The organism is Pseudomonas sp. FSL R10-1350 (assembly GCF_009600525.1).
Lineage (GTDB): Bacteria > Pseudomonadota > Gammaproteobacteria > Pseudomonadales > Pseudomonadaceae > Aquipseudomonas > Aquipseudomonas helleri.
Genome location: NZ_WIVR01000029.1, coordinates 1 through 15,557, shown reverse-complemented (window position 1 = coordinate 15,557; position 15,557 = coordinate 1). Strand labels below are relative to the sequence as shown.

The 15,557-nt window shown below is 61.3% G+C and carries 16 protein-coding genes; 14 read left to right on the top strand and 2 right to left on the bottom strand.

What is annotated here, in order from left to right:
- Window positions 1-11 precede the first annotated feature (11 nt).
- Window positions 12-935 (bottom strand): phenylacetic acid degradation operon negative regulatory protein PaaX, encoded by a 924-nt coding sequence (paaX, locus tag GHO25_RS14420; RefSeq protein ID WP_048372762.1) that lies wholly within the window; start codon window positions 933-935, stop codon window positions 12-14.
- Window positions 936-990: 55 nt separating this feature from the next.
- Window positions 991-1,587, bottom strand: a complete 597-nt coding sequence (paaY, locus tag GHO25_RS14415) for a phenylacetic acid degradation protein PaaY (protein WP_153332072.1) — start codon at window positions 1,585-1,587, stop codon at window positions 991-993.
- 370 nt (window positions 1,588-1,957) lie between these two features.
- Here paaY and paaF point away from each other — a divergent pair, with 370 nt between their 5' ends.
- From paaF to paaZ, 14 genes are all read left to right on the top strand, one after another.
- On the top strand, window positions 1,958-2,731 hold the full coding sequence (paaF, locus tag GHO25_RS14410; protein WP_153391057.1) for a 2,3-dehydroadipyl-CoA hydratase PaaF: 774 nt from the start codon (window positions 1,958-1,960) through the stop codon (window positions 2,729-2,731).
- A 40-nt stretch (window positions 2,732-2,771) separates the two neighbouring features.
- Entirely contained in the window at window positions 2,772-3,563 is a 792-nt protein-coding gene (gene paaG, locus GHO25_RS14405) for a 2-(1,2-epoxy-1,2-dihydrophenyl)acetyl-CoA isomerase PaaG (RefSeq protein ID WP_048372756.1), read from the top strand.
- Window positions 3,564-3,565: 2 nt separating this feature from the next.
- Window positions 3,566-5,083 (top strand): 3-hydroxyacyl-CoA dehydrogenase PaaH, encoded by a 1,518-nt coding sequence (gene paaH, locus GHO25_RS14400; protein ID WP_153391056.1) that lies wholly within the window; start codon window positions 3,566-3,568, stop codon window positions 5,081-5,083.
- Entirely contained in the window at window positions 5,076-5,525 is a 450-nt protein-coding gene (gene paaI, locus GHO25_RS14395; RefSeq protein WP_153391055.1) for a hydroxyphenylacetyl-CoA thioesterase PaaI, read from the top strand. The genes paaH and paaI overlap by 8 nt, the downstream gene beginning before the upstream one ends.
- Window positions 5,518-6,729 carry a 3-oxoadipyl-CoA thiolase gene (gene pcaF, locus GHO25_RS14390; protein WP_153391054.1) on the top strand — a complete coding sequence of 404 codons (1,212 nt, stop codon included), beginning with the start codon at window positions 5,518-5,520 and terminating at the stop codon, window positions 6,727-6,729. Before paaI ends, pcaF begins: the two co-directional genes overlap by 8 nt.
- Before the next feature lie 102 nt (window positions 6,730-6,831).
- Complete coding sequence (gene paaK / locus GHO25_RS14385) at window positions 6,832-8,157, top strand: phenylacetate--CoA ligase PaaK (RefSeq protein WP_153391053.1); 1,326 nt, start codon at window positions 6,832-6,834, stop codon at window positions 8,155-8,157.
- Between the two features lie 252 nt (window positions 8,158-8,409).
- On the top strand, window positions 8,410-9,399 hold the full coding sequence (gene paaA / locus GHO25_RS14380; protein ID WP_153391052.1) for a 1,2-phenylacetyl-CoA epoxidase subunit PaaA: 990 nt from the start codon (window positions 8,410-8,412) through the stop codon (window positions 9,397-9,399).
- A gap of 15 nt (window positions 9,400-9,414) precedes the next feature.
- Complete coding sequence (paaB, locus tag GHO25_RS14375) at window positions 9,415-9,696, top strand: 1,2-phenylacetyl-CoA epoxidase subunit PaaB (RefSeq protein WP_048372742.1); 282 nt, start codon at window positions 9,415-9,417, stop codon at window positions 9,694-9,696.
- 8 nt (window positions 9,697-9,704) lie between these two features.
- Window positions 9,705-10,466, top strand: a complete 762-nt coding sequence (gene paaC, locus GHO25_RS14370) for a 1,2-phenylacetyl-CoA epoxidase subunit PaaC (protein WP_153391051.1) — start codon at window positions 9,705-9,707, stop codon at window positions 10,464-10,466.
- Window positions 10,453-10,986 (top strand): 1,2-phenylacetyl-CoA epoxidase subunit PaaD, encoded by a 534-nt coding sequence (gene paaD, locus GHO25_RS14365; RefSeq protein WP_153391050.1) that lies wholly within the window; start codon window positions 10,453-10,455, stop codon window positions 10,984-10,986. Before paaC ends, paaD begins: the two co-directional genes overlap by 14 nt.
- Window positions 10,987-11,019: 33 nt before the next feature.
- Window positions 11,020-12,096, top strand: a complete 1,077-nt coding sequence (gene paaE, locus GHO25_RS14360) for a 1,2-phenylacetyl-CoA epoxidase subunit PaaE (protein WP_153391049.1) — start codon at window positions 11,020-11,022, stop codon at window positions 12,094-12,096.
- A 43-nt stretch (window positions 12,097-12,139) separates the two neighbouring features.
- On the top strand, window positions 12,140-12,448 hold the full coding sequence (locus GHO25_RS14355) for a DUF485 domain-containing protein (protein ID WP_153391048.1): 309 nt from the start codon (window positions 12,140-12,142) through the stop codon (window positions 12,446-12,448).
- Between the two features lie 35 nt (window positions 12,449-12,483).
- Window positions 12,484-14,091, top strand: coding sequence for a cation acetate symporter (locus GHO25_RS14350; protein ID WP_153391081.1), 1,608 nt, complete (start codon window positions 12,484-12,486; stop codon window positions 14,089-14,091).
- Between the two features lie 29 nt (window positions 14,092-14,120).
- Window positions 14,121-15,557 (top strand): phenylacetic acid degradation bifunctional protein PaaZ (gene paaZ / locus GHO25_RS14345; protein WP_178110094.1); only part of this gene is annotated, 1,437 nt, incomplete at its 3' end.

Below are 15,557 nucleotides of genomic sequence, written 5' to 3'. Positions count from 1 at the left end.
ATGTTGGCGGCTTATTTAAGCCCGCCAAAACGCCGATAGAAACTCTCTCCGACATCCGGCAACGGCCCATCGGCCGTTTCCAGTGCACTGTTCAACCACTCCTCCGCCTTGGCGAAGATCAAACGGTAGATATTTCGGCACAGCTGTCGTGCAGCCCGGCCCTCCCAGTCGCCGGGCAGCAGTTCGTCTGGCAACTGCGGGTCACGCAGCAGCAATTTACGGTACTCATGCACTAGCAGAAGACGTGCCAGGAAGCAGTCGCATGGCAGCAAATTGTCCTGCTCGCGCAGGGCTTGCCAGAGCGGTCGGAACAACTTGATGAACTCGCTGTAATGGGTTGCCAGCTCCTCGATATTCCAGCTTTCACGCACCTGCAGACGCAAGGCCTTGGAGGCCATTACATCCTGCGCGGTGGTCTCGAAGACAATGGTGTCTTCCTGGGCATCAAGGTCGGCCAAGGTCGCGTTAACGTCGGCACGATCACTGCGCGGGCAGGCCAGCAGCACCGGAGAAATTGCACCAAAACCTTGCCACTCCAGCTCTTCGCGCACTTGTTTGCGCTTGTCCTGAGCCAGTTGCGTGAGCATCACCAGGCACCACGAGCCATCCCAAGCGGGAACGGTTGAGCTGTAGACCCGCTTGAACGCCTTGTCGAAACGCCGACGCCCGGCACCGGTGAGGCTGTAGTAACTGCGTCGGCCGACTTTTTCGGCGCTCAGCCAGCCTTCCTTGGTCAGGCGGAAGATCGACGTGCGGATCAGCCGTTCATTGATCCCGACAGGCTCGAGCAGTTGAATCAAACTCCCCAACCAGACCGTTCCGCCATGGGGCTCAATGGCATCCCCGTACAAGGTGATGATCAGGGAGCTGGCGCGAATCGGCGTTTGCTCCTGAAAGCGCGTAATCAGTTGATTCAAGGGGGTCAGGGACGACATGGACGTACCGGGCTGAAAAAAGAAAGGAATATACCGAAAAATTCGGCGCCAGAGTTCACTGGGCGCTGCGCTTGGGGCGCAAACCGCTGTCGCTGATACGCGGCCGGTCGGGCTCCGCTTCGCCAAGCGGCGCGCATTCTTGCATCTGCGTCAGGCAACGCTGGGCCAGGCGCTGATATTCAAGGGTGCCCGTGCGCTTCCAGGCCACTTCTTCATCACTGAGTGTGCGTTTGACGCTGGCCGGTGTGCCCATGACCAATGACTGCGGCGGGCACTCGAAACCGGCTTTAACGAACGCCGCCGCCGACACAAATGAGCGCTCACCGATGCGCGCATGGTCCATCACCACGGCATTCATCCCCACCAGCGCATCAGCGCCCACCCGACAGCCGTGCAAAACCGCGCCATGGCCGATGTGGCCGTTGCGCTCCACGACTGTGTCGCTGTCCGGAAAACCATGCATGACGCAGGTGTCCTGAAGATTGGCGCCCTCTTCGAGCACGATCCGCCCGAAATCACCGCGCAAACTCGCCAGCGGGCCCACGTAGCAATGCGGGCCAATGATCACATCGCCGATCAGCACCGCTGAAGGGTGGACATAGGCGGTGGGATCGACCACCGGGGTCAGGCCATCGAGGCTGTAACAGGTCATGAACGCTTCCTTTTGACTCAGTGCCTGGCGTATTCGCAAAGCGATGCCAATGTTCGGGCATTTTGTATCACATCACTTTTGTAATCACAATTTACAAAAAAGCGTATCACTTAAAAACCTCTCACCAGCAACCCCGTAAAATCGGCCATATAACGCCTTTAAAGCGCATAAAATCGCGGCTCTCAGGTCATAAACCCTCATTAAAAAGCGCTACACAAAAACTCAAACCAACAGAATAAGACACGTTAAATTAATTTTATCGTTGCATTTGTGTATCACGTCAAAGCTATACTTGGGCAAAACCGGCCCCTCAGGCCGATCCAATAATGAGCCGGCTGACCGCCGAGCGTGCACCGTGAGGGCATCCGCCATGCCACTAACCCTTGCCGTCGAGTTCATCGAGCCCGGCGTGCGTTTGATTACCTTGCAGCGCCCGCAAGCCTTGAACGCCCTGACCACCCAATTGCTTGGCGAACTGGCCGACGAACTGAACGCTGCGCAAAGCGACCACAACACCCACGCGGTGGTCATCACCGGCAGCGCCAAGGCCTTTGCCGCAGGCGCCGATATCAACGAAATGGCCGAACGCAATCTGGTCGGCATCCTCGACGACCCGCGCCAGGCGTCCTGGCAGACCCTCACTCGTTTCAGCAAGCCGTTGATTGCAGCGGTTAACGGGTTTGCCCTGGGCGGTGGCTGCGAGCTGGCAATGCATGCCGACATCATCATCGCGGGTGAAGACGCACGCTTCGGCCAGCCGGAAATCAACCTGGGGATCATGCCCGGCGCGGGTGGCACCCAGCGTCTGCTGCGCGCCGTGGGCAAGTCGATGGCCATGCAAATGGTCCTCACGGGCGAGCCGATCAACGCCCGCCAGGCCCTGCGTTCAGGATTGGTGAGTGAAGTGACCCAACCCGAATTCACTGTTGAACGCGCCCTGCACATCGCCCACAGCATCGCCACCAAGGCGCCGCTGGCCGTGCGTCTGGCCAAAGAGGCGCTGCTCAAGGCAATGGACACTGACCTTGCCAGCGGCCTGCGCCTGGAGCGCCATGCTTTCACCCTGCTGGCCGGCACCCGTGACCGCGACGAAGGCATCCGCGCCTTTCAGGAAAAGCGCCGACCGGCCTTCACCGGCGAATAAACCGCGCACTCGAACGACTTCTCAAGCGAGCATCAAGACCATGACTTTCGAACACATTGTGTTTTCCATTGAGGCCGGCGTTGCGCTGCTCAGCCTCAACCGCCCCGAGCAGCTCAACAGCTTCAACACGCAGATGCACGGCGAGGTCAAGGAAGCCCTGAAACAGGTGCGGCAAAACCCCGAAGTACGGGTATTGCTGCTGACCGGTGAAGGCCGCGGCTTTTGCGCCGGGCAAGACCTCAGCGACCGCAATGTGGCGCCCGGCAGCGAAGTGCCGGACCTGGGGCTGTCCATCGAGAAATTCTACAATCCGTTGATCCGCCAACTGCGCGACCTGCCCATGCCGGTGATTTGCGCCGTAAATGGCGTGGCGGCCGGGGCCGGGGCCAATATCCCGCTGGCCTGCGACCTGGTGCTGGCGGCGCGCTCGGCCAGCTTTATCCAAGCCTTCTGCAAAATCGGCCTGATCCCGGATTCCGGCGGCACCTGGACCTTACCTCGTCTGGTCGGCATGGCCCGGGCCAAGGCCCTGGCCCTGCTGGGCAATAAACTGAGCGCCGAACAAGCGGAACAATGGGGCCTGATTTACCGCTGTGTAGACGATGCTGAACTGCGCAACGAAGCCCTGATCCTCGCCCGCCACCTGGCCACGCAACCGACCTACGGCCTGGCACTGATCAAGCGCAGCCTCAATGCCAGCCTGAGCAACACTTTCGATGAACAATTGGAGCTGGAAAAAGACCTGCAACGCCTGGCCGGGCGCAGCGACGATTACCGTGAAGGCGTCAGCGCCTTCATGGAAAAACGCAGCCCGCGTTTCAAGGGGTGCTAGCCATGAGCGCACTCAACCTCACTGCCCGCATCGGCGTGATTGGCGCCGGGGCCATGGGCGCCGGGATCGCCCAGGTCGCAGCGCAGGCCGGCCATCAGGTGCTGTTACTGGACAACCGTGCGGGCGCTGCTGCCCAGGCCATTGACAACATCGATCGGCAACTGGGCAAACGCGTCGAAAACGGCAAGCTCGCCGCCGAAGTCCGAGATGCCACCCTCGCCCGCCTGCACCCGGTCGAAAGCGCACAAGCGCTGGCTGACTGCGCATTGGTCATCGAAGCCATTGCCGAGAACCTCGAGGCCAAGCGCGCGCTGTTTGTGCAGCTGGAGAGCGTGTGCAGTGCGCAGTGCGTGTTCGCCAGTAACACCTCGTCACTGTCGATCACCGCCATCGCCGCGCCACTCAAGCACCCGCAACGCCTGCTCGGCCTGCATTTTTTCAACCCGGCGCCGGTCATGCCGCTGGTGGAAGTGGTGTGTGGCGTGGCCAGCGACCCGGCGCTCGCCGACTGCTTGTACGACACCGCCAAGGCCTGGGGCAAAAAACCGGTGCACACGCGCTCCACGCCCGGATTTATTGTTAACCGTGTCGCCCGGCCGTTTTACGCCGAAAGCCTGCGCCTGCTGCAAGAAGGCGCAGCCGATTGCCCAACGCTTGATGCGCTGCTGCGTGAGACCGGTGGCTTCGCCATGGGCGCTTTTGAATTGACCGACCTGATCGGCCATGACGTCAACTACGCAGTCACCTGCTCGGTGTTCGACGCCTATTACGGCGACCCGCGCTTTCAGCCATCACTGGTGCAAAAAGCGCTGGTCGACGCAGGCCGCTTGGGGCGCAAAAGCGGTCAGGGTTTCTACTGCTACAGCGAGCAGGCCGAACGCCCCGGCCCCAGCACCCTGCCCGATGCTCCAGCTCCGCAAACCTGCGTGGTCGAAGGCGACCTGGGCGCTGCGCAACCGCTGCTCAGCCGTTTGCAAGACCACGGCGTAAAGGTCATCCGCCGTGACGGGAGCGGCCTGCTGCGAGTTGGCGATGCGGTGCTGGCCCTGAGTGACGGGCGCATGGCGTGCCAACGGGCGCAGGAAGACAGCCTGCGCAATCTGATACTGCTCGACCTCGCCTCCGATTACCGCCAGGCCACACGCATTGGTATCAGTTGCGCCGCCGGTATCGATCCGCAGGCTTTTGAACAAGGCGTGGGGCTGCTGCAACGGGCCGGGCTGCACGTCAGCCTGCTCAGTGACAGCCCTGCGCTGGCGGTGTTGCGCACCGTGGCCATGCTGGCCAACGAGGCCGCCGACGCGCTGCTGCAAGGTGTGGCCTCAGCCGCTGACATCGATCTGGCGATGCGCGCTGGCGTCAACTACCCCCAAGGTCCGCTGGCCTGGGCTGACGCCATCGGCCCGGCCTATGTGCTGCGGGTGCTGCACAACCTGCAAGCCACGTACGGAGAAGACCGCTATCGGCCGTCGTTACTGCTGCGCCGCCGGGTCGCTGAAGGGAGAACACTGCATGACTGACCTTCAAGCCATGAACCTGGCCAATCAATGCGCCCAGGCAATGCTCATGCGTGACGCGGCCAGCCAGGCCATGGGCATGCATTTATTGGCAGCAGCACCCGGTTGCGCGCACGTGAGCATGAGCGTGCGCGCAGACATGATCCAGGGGCACGGCACCTGCCACGGCGGCTACCTGTTTGCTTTGGCTGACTCGGCATTCGCCCTGGCCTGCAACAGTTACAACGACGCCACCGTCGGCCTCGGTTGCAGCATCGACTACGTTGCTCCGGCCCACCTGGGTGACACCTTGAGCGCCGAATGCCGCGAGCAAAGCCGCGCCGGGCGTACCGGCAACTACGACGTGCGCATTACCAACCAACTGGGCCAGCTGATTGCGCTGTTCCATGGCAAATCCTACAAAGTGCGCGGCACGGTGCTGGCGCAGGAGACCCCCAATGAATGACGCCTTGATCATCGACGCGGTACGCACCCCGATTGGCCGTTATGCCGGTGCCTTGAGCAGCGTGCGCACCGACGACCTTGGCGCGGTGCCGCTGCGTGAGCTGCTGCGCCGTCACCCGCAAGTAGACTGGAACAGCGTCGACGACGTGATCTACGGCTGCGCCAACCAGGCCGGCGAAGACAACCGCAACGTCGCGCGCATGTCGGCCTTGCTCGCCGGGCTGCCAGTGAGTGTGCCGGGCACCACCCTCAATCGTTTGTGTGGTTCCGGGCTGGACGCCATCGGCAACGCCGCCCGCGCCATTCGCTGTGGTGAAGCCGGTTTGCTGCTGGCCGGTGGCGTTGAGTCGATGTCCCGCGCGCCCATGGTCATGGGCAAGGCCGAGCAGGCGTTTTCACGCGAGGCACAGCTGTACGACACCACCATCGGCTGGCGCTTTATCAACCCGCTGATGAAGCAGGCTCACGGCGTCGATTCGATGCCCGAAACCGCTGAAAACGTCGCAGAGCAGTTTGCTATCTCCCGAGCCGATCAGGACGCCTTTGCTTTACGCAGCCAGCAACGCGCCGCGGCTGCCCAAGCCAGCGGGCGCCTGGCCAAAGAAATCGTCGCGGTACAGATTGCCCAGCGCAAAGGCCCGGCCAAAGTGGTCGAGCACGACGAACACCCCCGCGGTGATACCACCCTCGAACAACTGCAAAAACTCGGCACGCCATTCCGTGCAGGCGGCAGCATCACCGCAGGCAACGCCTCGGGGGTCAATGACGGTGCTTGCGCGCTGTTGCTGGCCAGCCCCGCAGTGGCCAAGCGCTTCGGTTTGGTCGCCCGCGGCCGGGTGGTGGCAATGGCCGCCGCCGGTGTCGAACCGCGCATCATGGGCATTGGTCCGGTACCCGCCACCCACAAGGTGCTGGAGCTGGCCAACCTGAGCCTGGCCGACATGGATGTAATCGAACTCAACGAAGCCTTTGCCGCACAAGGCCTGGCGGTTCTACGCGAGCTGGGCCTGGCCGACAACGACCCACGGGTAAACCCCAATGGCGGCGCCATTGCCCTGGGCCACCCGCTGGGCATGAGTGGCGCGCGACTGGTCACCACCGCCCTGCATGAACTGGAAGAACGTCGTGGCCGCTACGCCCTGTGCACCATGTGTATTGGCGTCGGCCAGGGCATAGCGCTGATCATCGAACGCTTGGGCGACTAAAAGATTCGCGATTCCCGGGGAGCCGAGCGGTATCCTTGGGGCATGCACTCAAGGCCCGGCATGTAAGCCGGGCTGATAGACAAAAATAATTCGAGTGAACTCATGAACATGCCAATGTCAACGACCGTGCTTAACCCGCTGCTGGACCCGATGGAAACTGCCAGCGTCGATCAATTGCGTGAACACCAGCTCGAACGCCTGCGCTGGAGCCTGGGCCACGCCTACAACAACGTGCCGCTGTACCGTCAGCGCTTCGATGCACTGGGCATTCACCCCAACGACGTCACGTCTCTGGCGGATCTGGCCAAGTTCCCCTTCACCACCAAGAACGACCTGCGCGACAGTTACCCGTACGGCATGTTTGCCGTGCCCATGAATGAGGTCGTACGCCTGCACGCCTCCAGCGGCACCACCGGCAAACCAACGGTGGTGGGCTATACCCAGAACGACATCGACACCTGGGCCAATGTGGTTGCCCGCTCGATTCGCGCCGCTGGCGGCCAACGAGGCGACAAGGTGCATATTTCCTATGGTTACGGCCTGTTTACCGGCGGTCTGGGCGCCCACTACGGAGCTGAACGTCTGGGTTGCACGGTGATCCCGATGTCCGGCGGACAAACCGAAAAGCAAGTGCAACTGATCAAGGATTTCCAGCCGGACATCATCATGGTCACCCCCTCGTACATGCTCAATATTGCCGATGAGCTGGAACGCCAGGGCATCGACCCGCACAAGCTGGCCTTGCGCCTGGGGATCTTCGGCGCCGAGCCGTGGACCGGCGAACTGCGCAGCGCCATCGAAGCGCGACTGGGCATCACCGCACTGGACATCTACGGCCTCTCGGAAATCATGGGCCCCGGCGTTGCCATGGAGTGCGCAGAAAGCAAAGACGGCCCGACCATTTGGGAAGACCACTTCTACCCCGAAATCATCGACCCGGTCACCGGCGAGGTGCTGCCAGACGGGCAAATGGGCGAACTGGTGTTCACCTCCCTGAGCAAGGAGGCGCTGCCCATGATCCGCTACCGCACCCGCGACCTCACGCGCCTGCTGCCAGGCACGGCACGGCCCATGCGGCGCATCGACAAAATCACCGGGCGCAGCGATGACATGCTGATCATTCGCGGGGTCAACGTGTTCCCGACCCAGGTCGAGGAGCAAGTACTAAAAGTAAAACAACTTTGCGAGAGCTATGAGATCCATTTGTATCGCAACGGCAATCTCGACAGCGTGGACGTACATGTAGAGCTTAAAGCCGAGCATCAACACCTCAGCAGCGAACAACAGAGCGCCGTGACCAACGAGCTGAGCCGACATATCAAAACCCATATCGGCATCAGCTCGCGTATCGTTTTGCAGCCGCTGCATTCGCTCAAGCGCTCGGAAGGCAAAGCCTGCCACGTGATCGACAAACGCCCTAAAGCCTGACCACCGGCCCGTAGGAGCGAGCTTGTCTCGCGATCTTTTCAGCATCAAAAGATCGCGAGGCAAGCTCGCTCCTACAGATGATTGACGTACAGCCCCGCTTTTGCGGGGCTTTTTTTTCGCCTGGCAAAAACCCGAATTCGCCGAAAGCGATACACAAATAAATAGAACACAGTATTTTGTGTTTGATATTAATTTTTGTATCGCTTATAAAGTTCTCCATGCCTATGAACACATGCAAGGCGGGAGAGCCCCATGTACGCACAGCTTGTAGAAACCGGCGTTAAGCGCATCAAGGACCTGGCCGAGATGTCCGATCAGGAACGCGCCTTCCAGGAAAAAATCGACGCCGAAATCAAGATCGAAGCGAAAAACTGGATGCCCGATGCCTATCGGCAAACCCTGATCCGCCAGATCTCTCAACACGCCCACTCGGAAATCGTCGGCATGCTGCCGGAAGGCAACTGGGTCACCCGCGCGCCATCGCTCAAACGCAAACTGCAATTGATGGCCAAGATCCAGGATGAAGCCGGCCACGGCCTATACCTGTACAGCGCGATGGAAACCCTGGGTGCCGACCGCGACGAAGAAATCGCCAAGCTGCACAGCGGCAAGGCCAAGTACTCGAGCATCTTCAATTACCCGACCCTGAACTGGGCCGACATGGGCGCCGTCGGCTGGCTGGTGGATGGCGCGGCCATCGTCAACCAGGTGGTGCTGCAGCGCACCTCTTACGGGCCTTATTCACGGGCCATGGTGCGTATCTGCAAGGAAGAGAGCTTTCATCAGCGCCAGGGCTACGAAATCCTCCTGACCATGATGCGCGAAGGCAATCAGGCACAAAAAGACATGGTCCAGGACGCGATCAACCGCCTCTGGTGGCCGTCGCTGATGATGTTCGGCCCCAGCGATGAACACTCCCCCAACAGCGCCCAGTCCATGGCCTGGAAGATCAAGCGCCAGAGCAACGACGAATTGCGCCAGCGTTTCATCGACCAAACCATTCCACAGCTTGAACTGCTGGGCTGCAGCTGCCCCGACCCGGACCTGAAGTGGAACGCCGAACGCGGTCATTACGACTTTGGCGAAATCCAGTGGAACGAATTCTACGAAGTGCTCAAGGGCAACGGCCCATGCAACCAGGAGCGCGTCGCCACCCGCCGCAAAGCCATTGAAGACGGCGCCTGGGTGCGCGAAGCCGCCGTCGCCCATGCCCGTAAAAAACACAATAAGAACGCTGCCTGATCCGGAGTTACCGTTATGTCTGAATGGACCCTCTTTGAAGTCTTTGTGCGCAGCAAGCACGGCCTCAACCACAAACACGTTGGCAGCGTTCACGCCGCCGACACCACCATGGCCATCGAGAACGCCCGCGAGCTGTACACCCGCCGCAGCGAAGGCGTCAGCCTGTGGGTGGTGCCCTCCATGTTGATTACCGCCTCGTCGCCGGATGAAAAAGACCCGTTGTTTGACCCGGCAGACGACAAGGTCTACCGCCACGCCAGCTTCTACGAGTTGCCGGCCGAAGTCGGGCACATGTGAGGTCAACCATGAAGCCAAACACTGATCTGATCGAATACCTCCTGCGCCTCGGCGACAGCGCCCTGATCCAGGGCCAGCGCCTGTGCCAATGGTGCGGCCATGCGCCCGCACTGGAAGAAGAACTGGCGCTAATGAACGTCGGCCTCGACCTGGTCGGCCAGGCGCGCAACTGGCTGGAATACGCCGCCGAACTGTTGGATGACGGCCGCGATGCAGACCACCTGGCCTTTCGCCGGGATGAGCGGGCCTATCGTAATTTGCTGTTGGTGGAGCAACCCAATGGCGACTACGCGGTCACCATTCTGAAGCAATTTTTGTATGACGCCTGGCACCTGCCGATCCTCGAAGGATTGAGCCAGTCCAGCGACGAGCGCATCGCCGGTATCGCCGCCAAAGCGGTCAAAGAAGTCACCTACCACCTGCGCCGCTCCAGCGAATGGGTGGAGCGGCTCGGTGACGGCACCGACGAAAGCCACGCGCGCATGCTCGCCGCCCTCCCCGAGGTGTGGCGCTTTACCGTGGAACTGACCAGCGCTGATGACAGCGAACAGCGCCTGTGCGAGGCCGCCATCACGCCAGATGCAGCCCAAGTCGCCGCCATATGGCAGGCCACCGTCAGCGACACGTTTACCCGCGCCACCCTGCCCGTGCCCGCGGCACCGAGCTATTTCTACCTGAATGCGCGACGCGGCCTGCACACCGAACACTTGGGCATATTGCTGGCCGAAATGCAGTTTTTGCCCCGAGCGTACCCCGATGCAACCTGGTGAGCTGATCGCCAGCGACCTCGGCGCGCGCCCGGCGCAACCCACGGACCTGGCGGCGGCGTGGGCCATCCTTGCGCAGGTCATGGACCCGGAAGTGCCGGTGGTCAGCGTGGTCAACCTGGGTATTGTCCGCGATCTGGCCTGGCAAGCCGGGCACTTGCATGTGGTGGTCACGCCCACCTATTCCGGTTGCCCCGCCACAGAAGTGATCGAGAGCGACATTCGTGAGGCATTGGAGCTGGCCGGTTTTCGCGCACCGCAACTGGAGCGCAAGTTGACCCCGGCCTGGTCCACCGACTGGATCACCCACAGTGGCCGCGAGCGCCTGCGCGCCTATGGCATCGCACCGCCACAGGGCAGCGCGAGCAAGCGCACGTTGCTCGGCGAAAGCCCGGTGATCGCCTGCCCGCAATGCGCCAGCACCCACACCGAAGTGCTCAGCGAATTCGGCTCCACCGCCTGCAAGGCACTGTACCGCTGCCGCGACTGCCTGGAACCGTTCGATTATTTCAAATGCATCTGAGGCGCCCTCGGACGTCTTGGTTGGAGAATAACCATGAGTAAGTTTCACAGCCTGACCATCAAGGATGTGCGCACCGAGACCCGTGATGCGGTGTCCATCGCCTTCGACATTCCACAGCACCTGCAAGACAGTTTTCACTTCACCCAAGGCCAGCATCTGGTCATGCGCACCCTGCTGGACGGCGAAGAAGTGCGCCGCTCTTATTCGATCTGCACCGGGGTCAATGACGGCGAGCTGCGAATTGCCGTCAAACGTGTCGCAGGCGGGCGTTTTTCGGCCTTTGCCAACGAGCAGTTAAAGGCCGGGCACAGCCTGGAGGTGATGCCGCCCGCCGGGCATTTTCACGTAGAGCTGGACCCGGCGCGCCATGGCAATTACCTGGGGGTGGCGGCAGGCAGCGGCATTACGCCGATTCTCTCGATCATCAAGACCACCTTGCAGACTGAACCGCACAGCCGCGTGACGTTGCTGTACGGCAACCGTTCCAGCTCCGGCGCGCTGTTTCGCGAGCAGCTCGAGGACTTGAAAAACCGCTATTTGCAGCGCTTGAACCTGATCTTCGTGTTCAGCCGTGAGCAGCAGGACGTCGACCTTTATAACGGCCGGATCAACGCCGAAAAATGCACCCAGCTGTTCACCCGCTGGCTCGATGTCAAGCAACTCGACGCCGCGTTTATCTGCGGCCCGCAAGAGATGACCGAAACCGTGCGCGACTGCCTCAAGGCTGAGGGCATGGCGCCTGAGAACATTCATTTCGAACTCTTTGCCGCGGCTGGCAGCCAGCAAAAACGCGAGGCCCGCGAAGCGGCCCGCCAAGTAGACGCGGCGATCAGCCAGATCACCGTGATCAGCGACGGTCGCGCTCTGGCATTCGACCTGCCGCGTAACAGCCAGAGCATCCTCGATGCAGGCAACGCGCAGGGTGCCGAGCTGCCGTATTCGTGCAAGGCCGGGGTGTGCTCGACCTGCAAGTGCAAGGTGATCGAAGGCGAAGTGGAGATGGACAGCAACCACGCCCTCGAAGACTACGAAGTGGCTGCCGGATATGTGCTGTCGTGCCAGGCATTCCCGGTCAGCGACAAGGTGGTATTGGACTTCGACCAGCTGTAACACCGTCTCGCCCCACTACAACAATAAGAAGGAGCACACCACCATGTCCCCCGACGACATCCAACGTATTTGCCAAAACCCCGATTTCATTCAGTTGGTACGCCGCAAGAAAAACCTCTATTGGTCGCTGTCGCTGATCATGCTGGTGATCTATTTCGGCTTTGTGCTGCTGGTGGCGTTCTCCCCGGCCACCCTGGGCCGGCCCCTGAGTGACGGCGTGACCTCGGTGGGCATGCTGGTCGGTGTCCTGGTGGTGTTAGCGGCCTTCGCCCTGACCGGCTTTTACGTATACCGGGCCAACCGGGTCATCGACCCGCTCAACGATAAACTCAAGCAGGAGTGCGCCCTGTGAGCCGCCTCAATGCTGGATATGTTTTGCCTTTGGTGATGGTCGCGGACCTGGCGCTTGCCGCCGAGGAAACATCACGGCCATTGAACTGGAACGCCATCGGCATGTTCATGGTGTTTGTGCTGTTTACCCTCGGCGTCACGCGCTGGGCCGCCCTGCGCACACGCTCGGCCAGTGACTTCTACACCGCTGGCGGTGGCATGAGCGGTTTTCAAAACGGCCTGGCGATTGCCGGTGACATGATCTCGGCGGCGTCGTTTCTGGGCATCTCGGCGATGATGTTTCTCAACGGCTATGACGGGCTTTTGTACGCGTTGGGCGTATTGGCCGGCTGGCCGATCATCCTGTTCCTGATTGCCGAGCGCCTGCGCAACCTGGGCAAATACACGTTTGCCGACGTGGTCTCGTATCGCCTTGAACAAACGCCGGTACGCCTGACTTCAGCGTTCGGCACCCTGACCGTGGCATTGATGTACCTGGTTGCGCAGATGGTCGGGGCGGGCAAACTCATTGAGCTGCTGTTTGGCATCGACTACCTCTACGCGGTGATCCTGGTTGGCGTGCTGATGGTGTTCTACGTGACCTTTGGCGGCATGCTGGCCACCACGTGGGTACAGATCATCAAGGCCGTGATGCTGCTGTTCGGCACTAGTTTCATGGCCTTTATGGTGCTCAAGCACTTTGGTTTCAGCACCGAAGCGATGTTCGCCCAGGCGAGTGCAGTCCATGCCAAGGGCACCGCGATCATGGCGCCGGGCGGCTTGCTGGCCAACCCTGTCGAGGCCATTTCCCTGGGCCTTGGCTTGATTTTCGGCACCGCTGGCCTGCCGCATATTCTTATGCGTTTTTTCACCGTCAGCGATGCCAAGGAAGCCCGCAAGAGCGTGTTCTACGCCACCGGCTTTATCGGCTACTTCTACCTGCTGCTGATCATCGTCGGCTTTGGCGCCATCGTCATGGTCGGCACGGCCCCGGAGTTCCGTGACGCCAGCGGCGCAATCATCGGCGGCAGCAACATGATCGCCGTGCACCTGGCGCAGGCGGTGGGTGGCAATCTGTTTCTGGGGTTCATTTCGGCGGTGGCCTTCGCCACGATCCTGGCGGTGGTGGCCGGGCTCGCACTGTCGGGTGCCTCAGCGGTGTCCCATGACGTGTATGCCTGCGTCATCCGCAAGGGCCAGGTCAGCGAACAACAGGAAATTCGCGTGTCGCGCATCGCCACCCTGTGCATTGGCGTGCTGGCGATCATCCTCGGCCTGTTGTTTGAATCTCAGAACATTGCCTTCCTTTCCGGCCTGGTGCTGGCAATTGCCGCTTCGGTGAATTTCCCGGTGCTGTTCCTTTCCATGTACTGGAAGGGTTTGACCACCCGCGGCGCCGTACTCGGCAGCCTGTCGGGACTGGTCTCGGCGATTGTGCTGCTGGTGCTCAGCCCGGCGGTGTGGGTCAACGTGTTGCAGCACGACAAGGCGCTGTTCCCGTATTCCAACCCCGCGTTGTTTTCCATGAGCTTGGCGTTTTTCAGCGCGTGGTTCTTTTCCGTGACCGACCGTTCGCCCCGCGCGGTCCTTGAGCGCGGCCGATACCTGGCGCAGTTCATTCGTTCCATGACCGGCATTGGCGCTGCGGGCGCCAGCAAACACTAATCCCATCTTTTAAACCCGGAGGAACCGTGATACCTCACGCCCCTACCCTGCAAAGTTTTATCGCTGGCCGCTGGATCGGCCAACACGGCGCTCAAGTGCTGCGCAGTGCCATCGACGGCCACGAATTGGCGCGCACCCACGAGGAGCGCCTGGACTTTGCCGAAGCCATCGAGCACGGTCGCCATCAAGGCATCAGCGCCCTGCAGGCCCTCGATTTTCAACAGCGCGCCCAGCGTCTCAAGGCATTGGCGCTGTACCTGAGCGAGCGCAAAGAGCAGCTCTACGCGCTGTCCCACCACAGTGGCGCGACCCGAGCCGACAGCTGGATTGATATCGAGGGCGGCAACAGCACGCTGTTCACCTATGCCAGCCTCGGCTCGCGCGAACTGCCGTCGGGCAACATCGTGCACGAGGGCCCGGCGATGCCACTGAGCAAGCTGGGCACGTTCGCGGGCACGCACATTCTGGTGCCCCGTGGCGGCCTTGTGGTGCACATCAACGCCTTCAACTTCCCGATCTGGGGCATGTTGGAAAAATTTGCCCCCAGCTTTCTGGCGGGCATGCCGTGCATCGTCAAGCCGGCCAGCGCCACCAGCTACCTGACCGAAGCCGTGGTACGTCTGATGGACGAATCGGGCTTGCTGCCTGCGGGCAGCCTGCAACTGATCATTGGCAGCACCGGTGACTTGCTCGACCGCCTGCAAGGCCAGGATGTGGTGACCTTTACCGGCTCTGCCGACACCGCCGCCAAGCTGCGGGTCAACCCCAACCTGATCCGCCACTCGGTGCCGTTCAACGCCGAAGCTGACTCGCTGAACTGCGCAATTTTGGCCCCGGACGTGAGCCCGGACGATGAAGAGTTCGAACTGTTCATCAAAGAAGTAGCCCGCGAGATGACCACCAAGGCCGGGCAAAAATGCACCGCCATCCGCCGCGCCATCGTCCCGGCCAAGCACATCGATGCGGTAGCCTGCCGCTTGCGTGATCGATTGCGTAAAGTCGTGGTCGGCGACCCGTCGGTCGAAGGCGTGCGCATGGGCGCACTGGCTTCCCACGATCAACATAAAGACGTCAGCGAACGCCTTGAAAGCCTGCTGCAAAGCAGCGACCTGCTGTTCGGTGCCCGCGACGGTTTTGAGCCACGCGGTACAAACGTCAGCCAGGGTGCGTTCTTTGCTCCAACCTTGCTGCAAGCCCGTGATCCGCATGCCGAAGGCGGCGCCCATGACATCGAAGCGTTCGGCCCGGTCAGCACCTTGATGGCCTACGACGATCTCGACGAAGCACTGGCACTGGCCGCACGCGGCAAAGGCAGCCTGGTGGCCAGTTTGATCACCAAAGACCCGCACATTGCGGCCAAGGCCATCCCGGTGGCGGCAGCCTGGCACGGCCGTTTACTGGTGCTTGATCGTGAATCGGCGGCAGAGTCTACCGGCCACGGCTCGCCCCTGCCGCAACTCAAGCAC

What these genes read in the sequence shown, in the direction of transcription:
- paaX (WP_048372762.1), bottom strand. Translation starts at nt 935, where the DNA reads ATGTCGTCCCTGACCCCCTTGAATCAACTGATTACGCGCTTTCAGGAG.
- paaY (WP_153332072.1), bottom strand. Translation starts at nt 1,587, where the DNA reads ATGACCTGTTACAGCCTCGATGGCCTGACCCCGGTGGTCGATCCCACC.
- paaF (WP_153391057.1), top strand. Translation starts at nt 1,958, where the DNA reads ATGCCACTAACCCTTGCCGTCGAGTTCATCGAGCCCGGCGTGCGTTTG.
- paaG (WP_048372756.1), top strand. Translation starts at nt 2,772, where the DNA reads ATGACTTTCGAACACATTGTGTTTTCCATTGAGGCCGGCGTTGCGCTG.
- paaH (WP_153391056.1), top strand. Translation starts at nt 3,566, where the DNA reads ATGAGCGCACTCAACCTCACTGCCCGCATCGGCGTGATTGGCGCCGGG.
- paaI (WP_153391055.1), top strand. Translation starts at nt 5,076, where the DNA reads ATGACTGACCTTCAAGCCATGAACCTGGCCAATCAATGCGCCCAGGCA.
- pcaF (WP_153391054.1), top strand. Translation starts at nt 5,518, where the DNA reads ATGAATGACGCCTTGATCATCGACGCGGTACGCACCCCGATTGGCCGT.
- paaK (WP_153391053.1), top strand. Translation starts at nt 6,832, where the DNA reads ATGAACATGCCAATGTCAACGACCGTGCTTAACCCGCTGCTGGACCCG.
- paaA (WP_153391052.1), top strand. Translation starts at nt 8,410, where the DNA reads ATGTACGCACAGCTTGTAGAAACCGGCGTTAAGCGCATCAAGGACCTG.
- paaB (WP_048372742.1), top strand. Translation starts at nt 9,415, where the DNA reads ATGTCTGAATGGACCCTCTTTGAAGTCTTTGTGCGCAGCAAGCACGGC.
- paaC (WP_153391051.1), top strand. Translation starts at nt 9,705, where the DNA reads ATGAAGCCAAACACTGATCTGATCGAATACCTCCTGCGCCTCGGCGAC.
- paaD (WP_153391050.1), top strand. Translation starts at nt 10,453, where the DNA reads ATGCAACCTGGTGAGCTGATCGCCAGCGACCTCGGCGCGCGCCCGGCG.
- paaE (WP_153391049.1), top strand. Translation starts at nt 11,020, where the DNA reads ATGAGTAAGTTTCACAGCCTGACCATCAAGGATGTGCGCACCGAGACC.
- GHO25_RS14355 (WP_153391048.1), top strand. Translation starts at nt 12,140, where the DNA reads ATGTCCCCCGACGACATCCAACGTATTTGCCAAAACCCCGATTTCATT.
- GHO25_RS14350 (WP_153391081.1), top strand. Translation starts at nt 12,484, where the DNA reads ATGGTCGCGGACCTGGCGCTTGCCGCCGAGGAAACATCACGGCCATTG.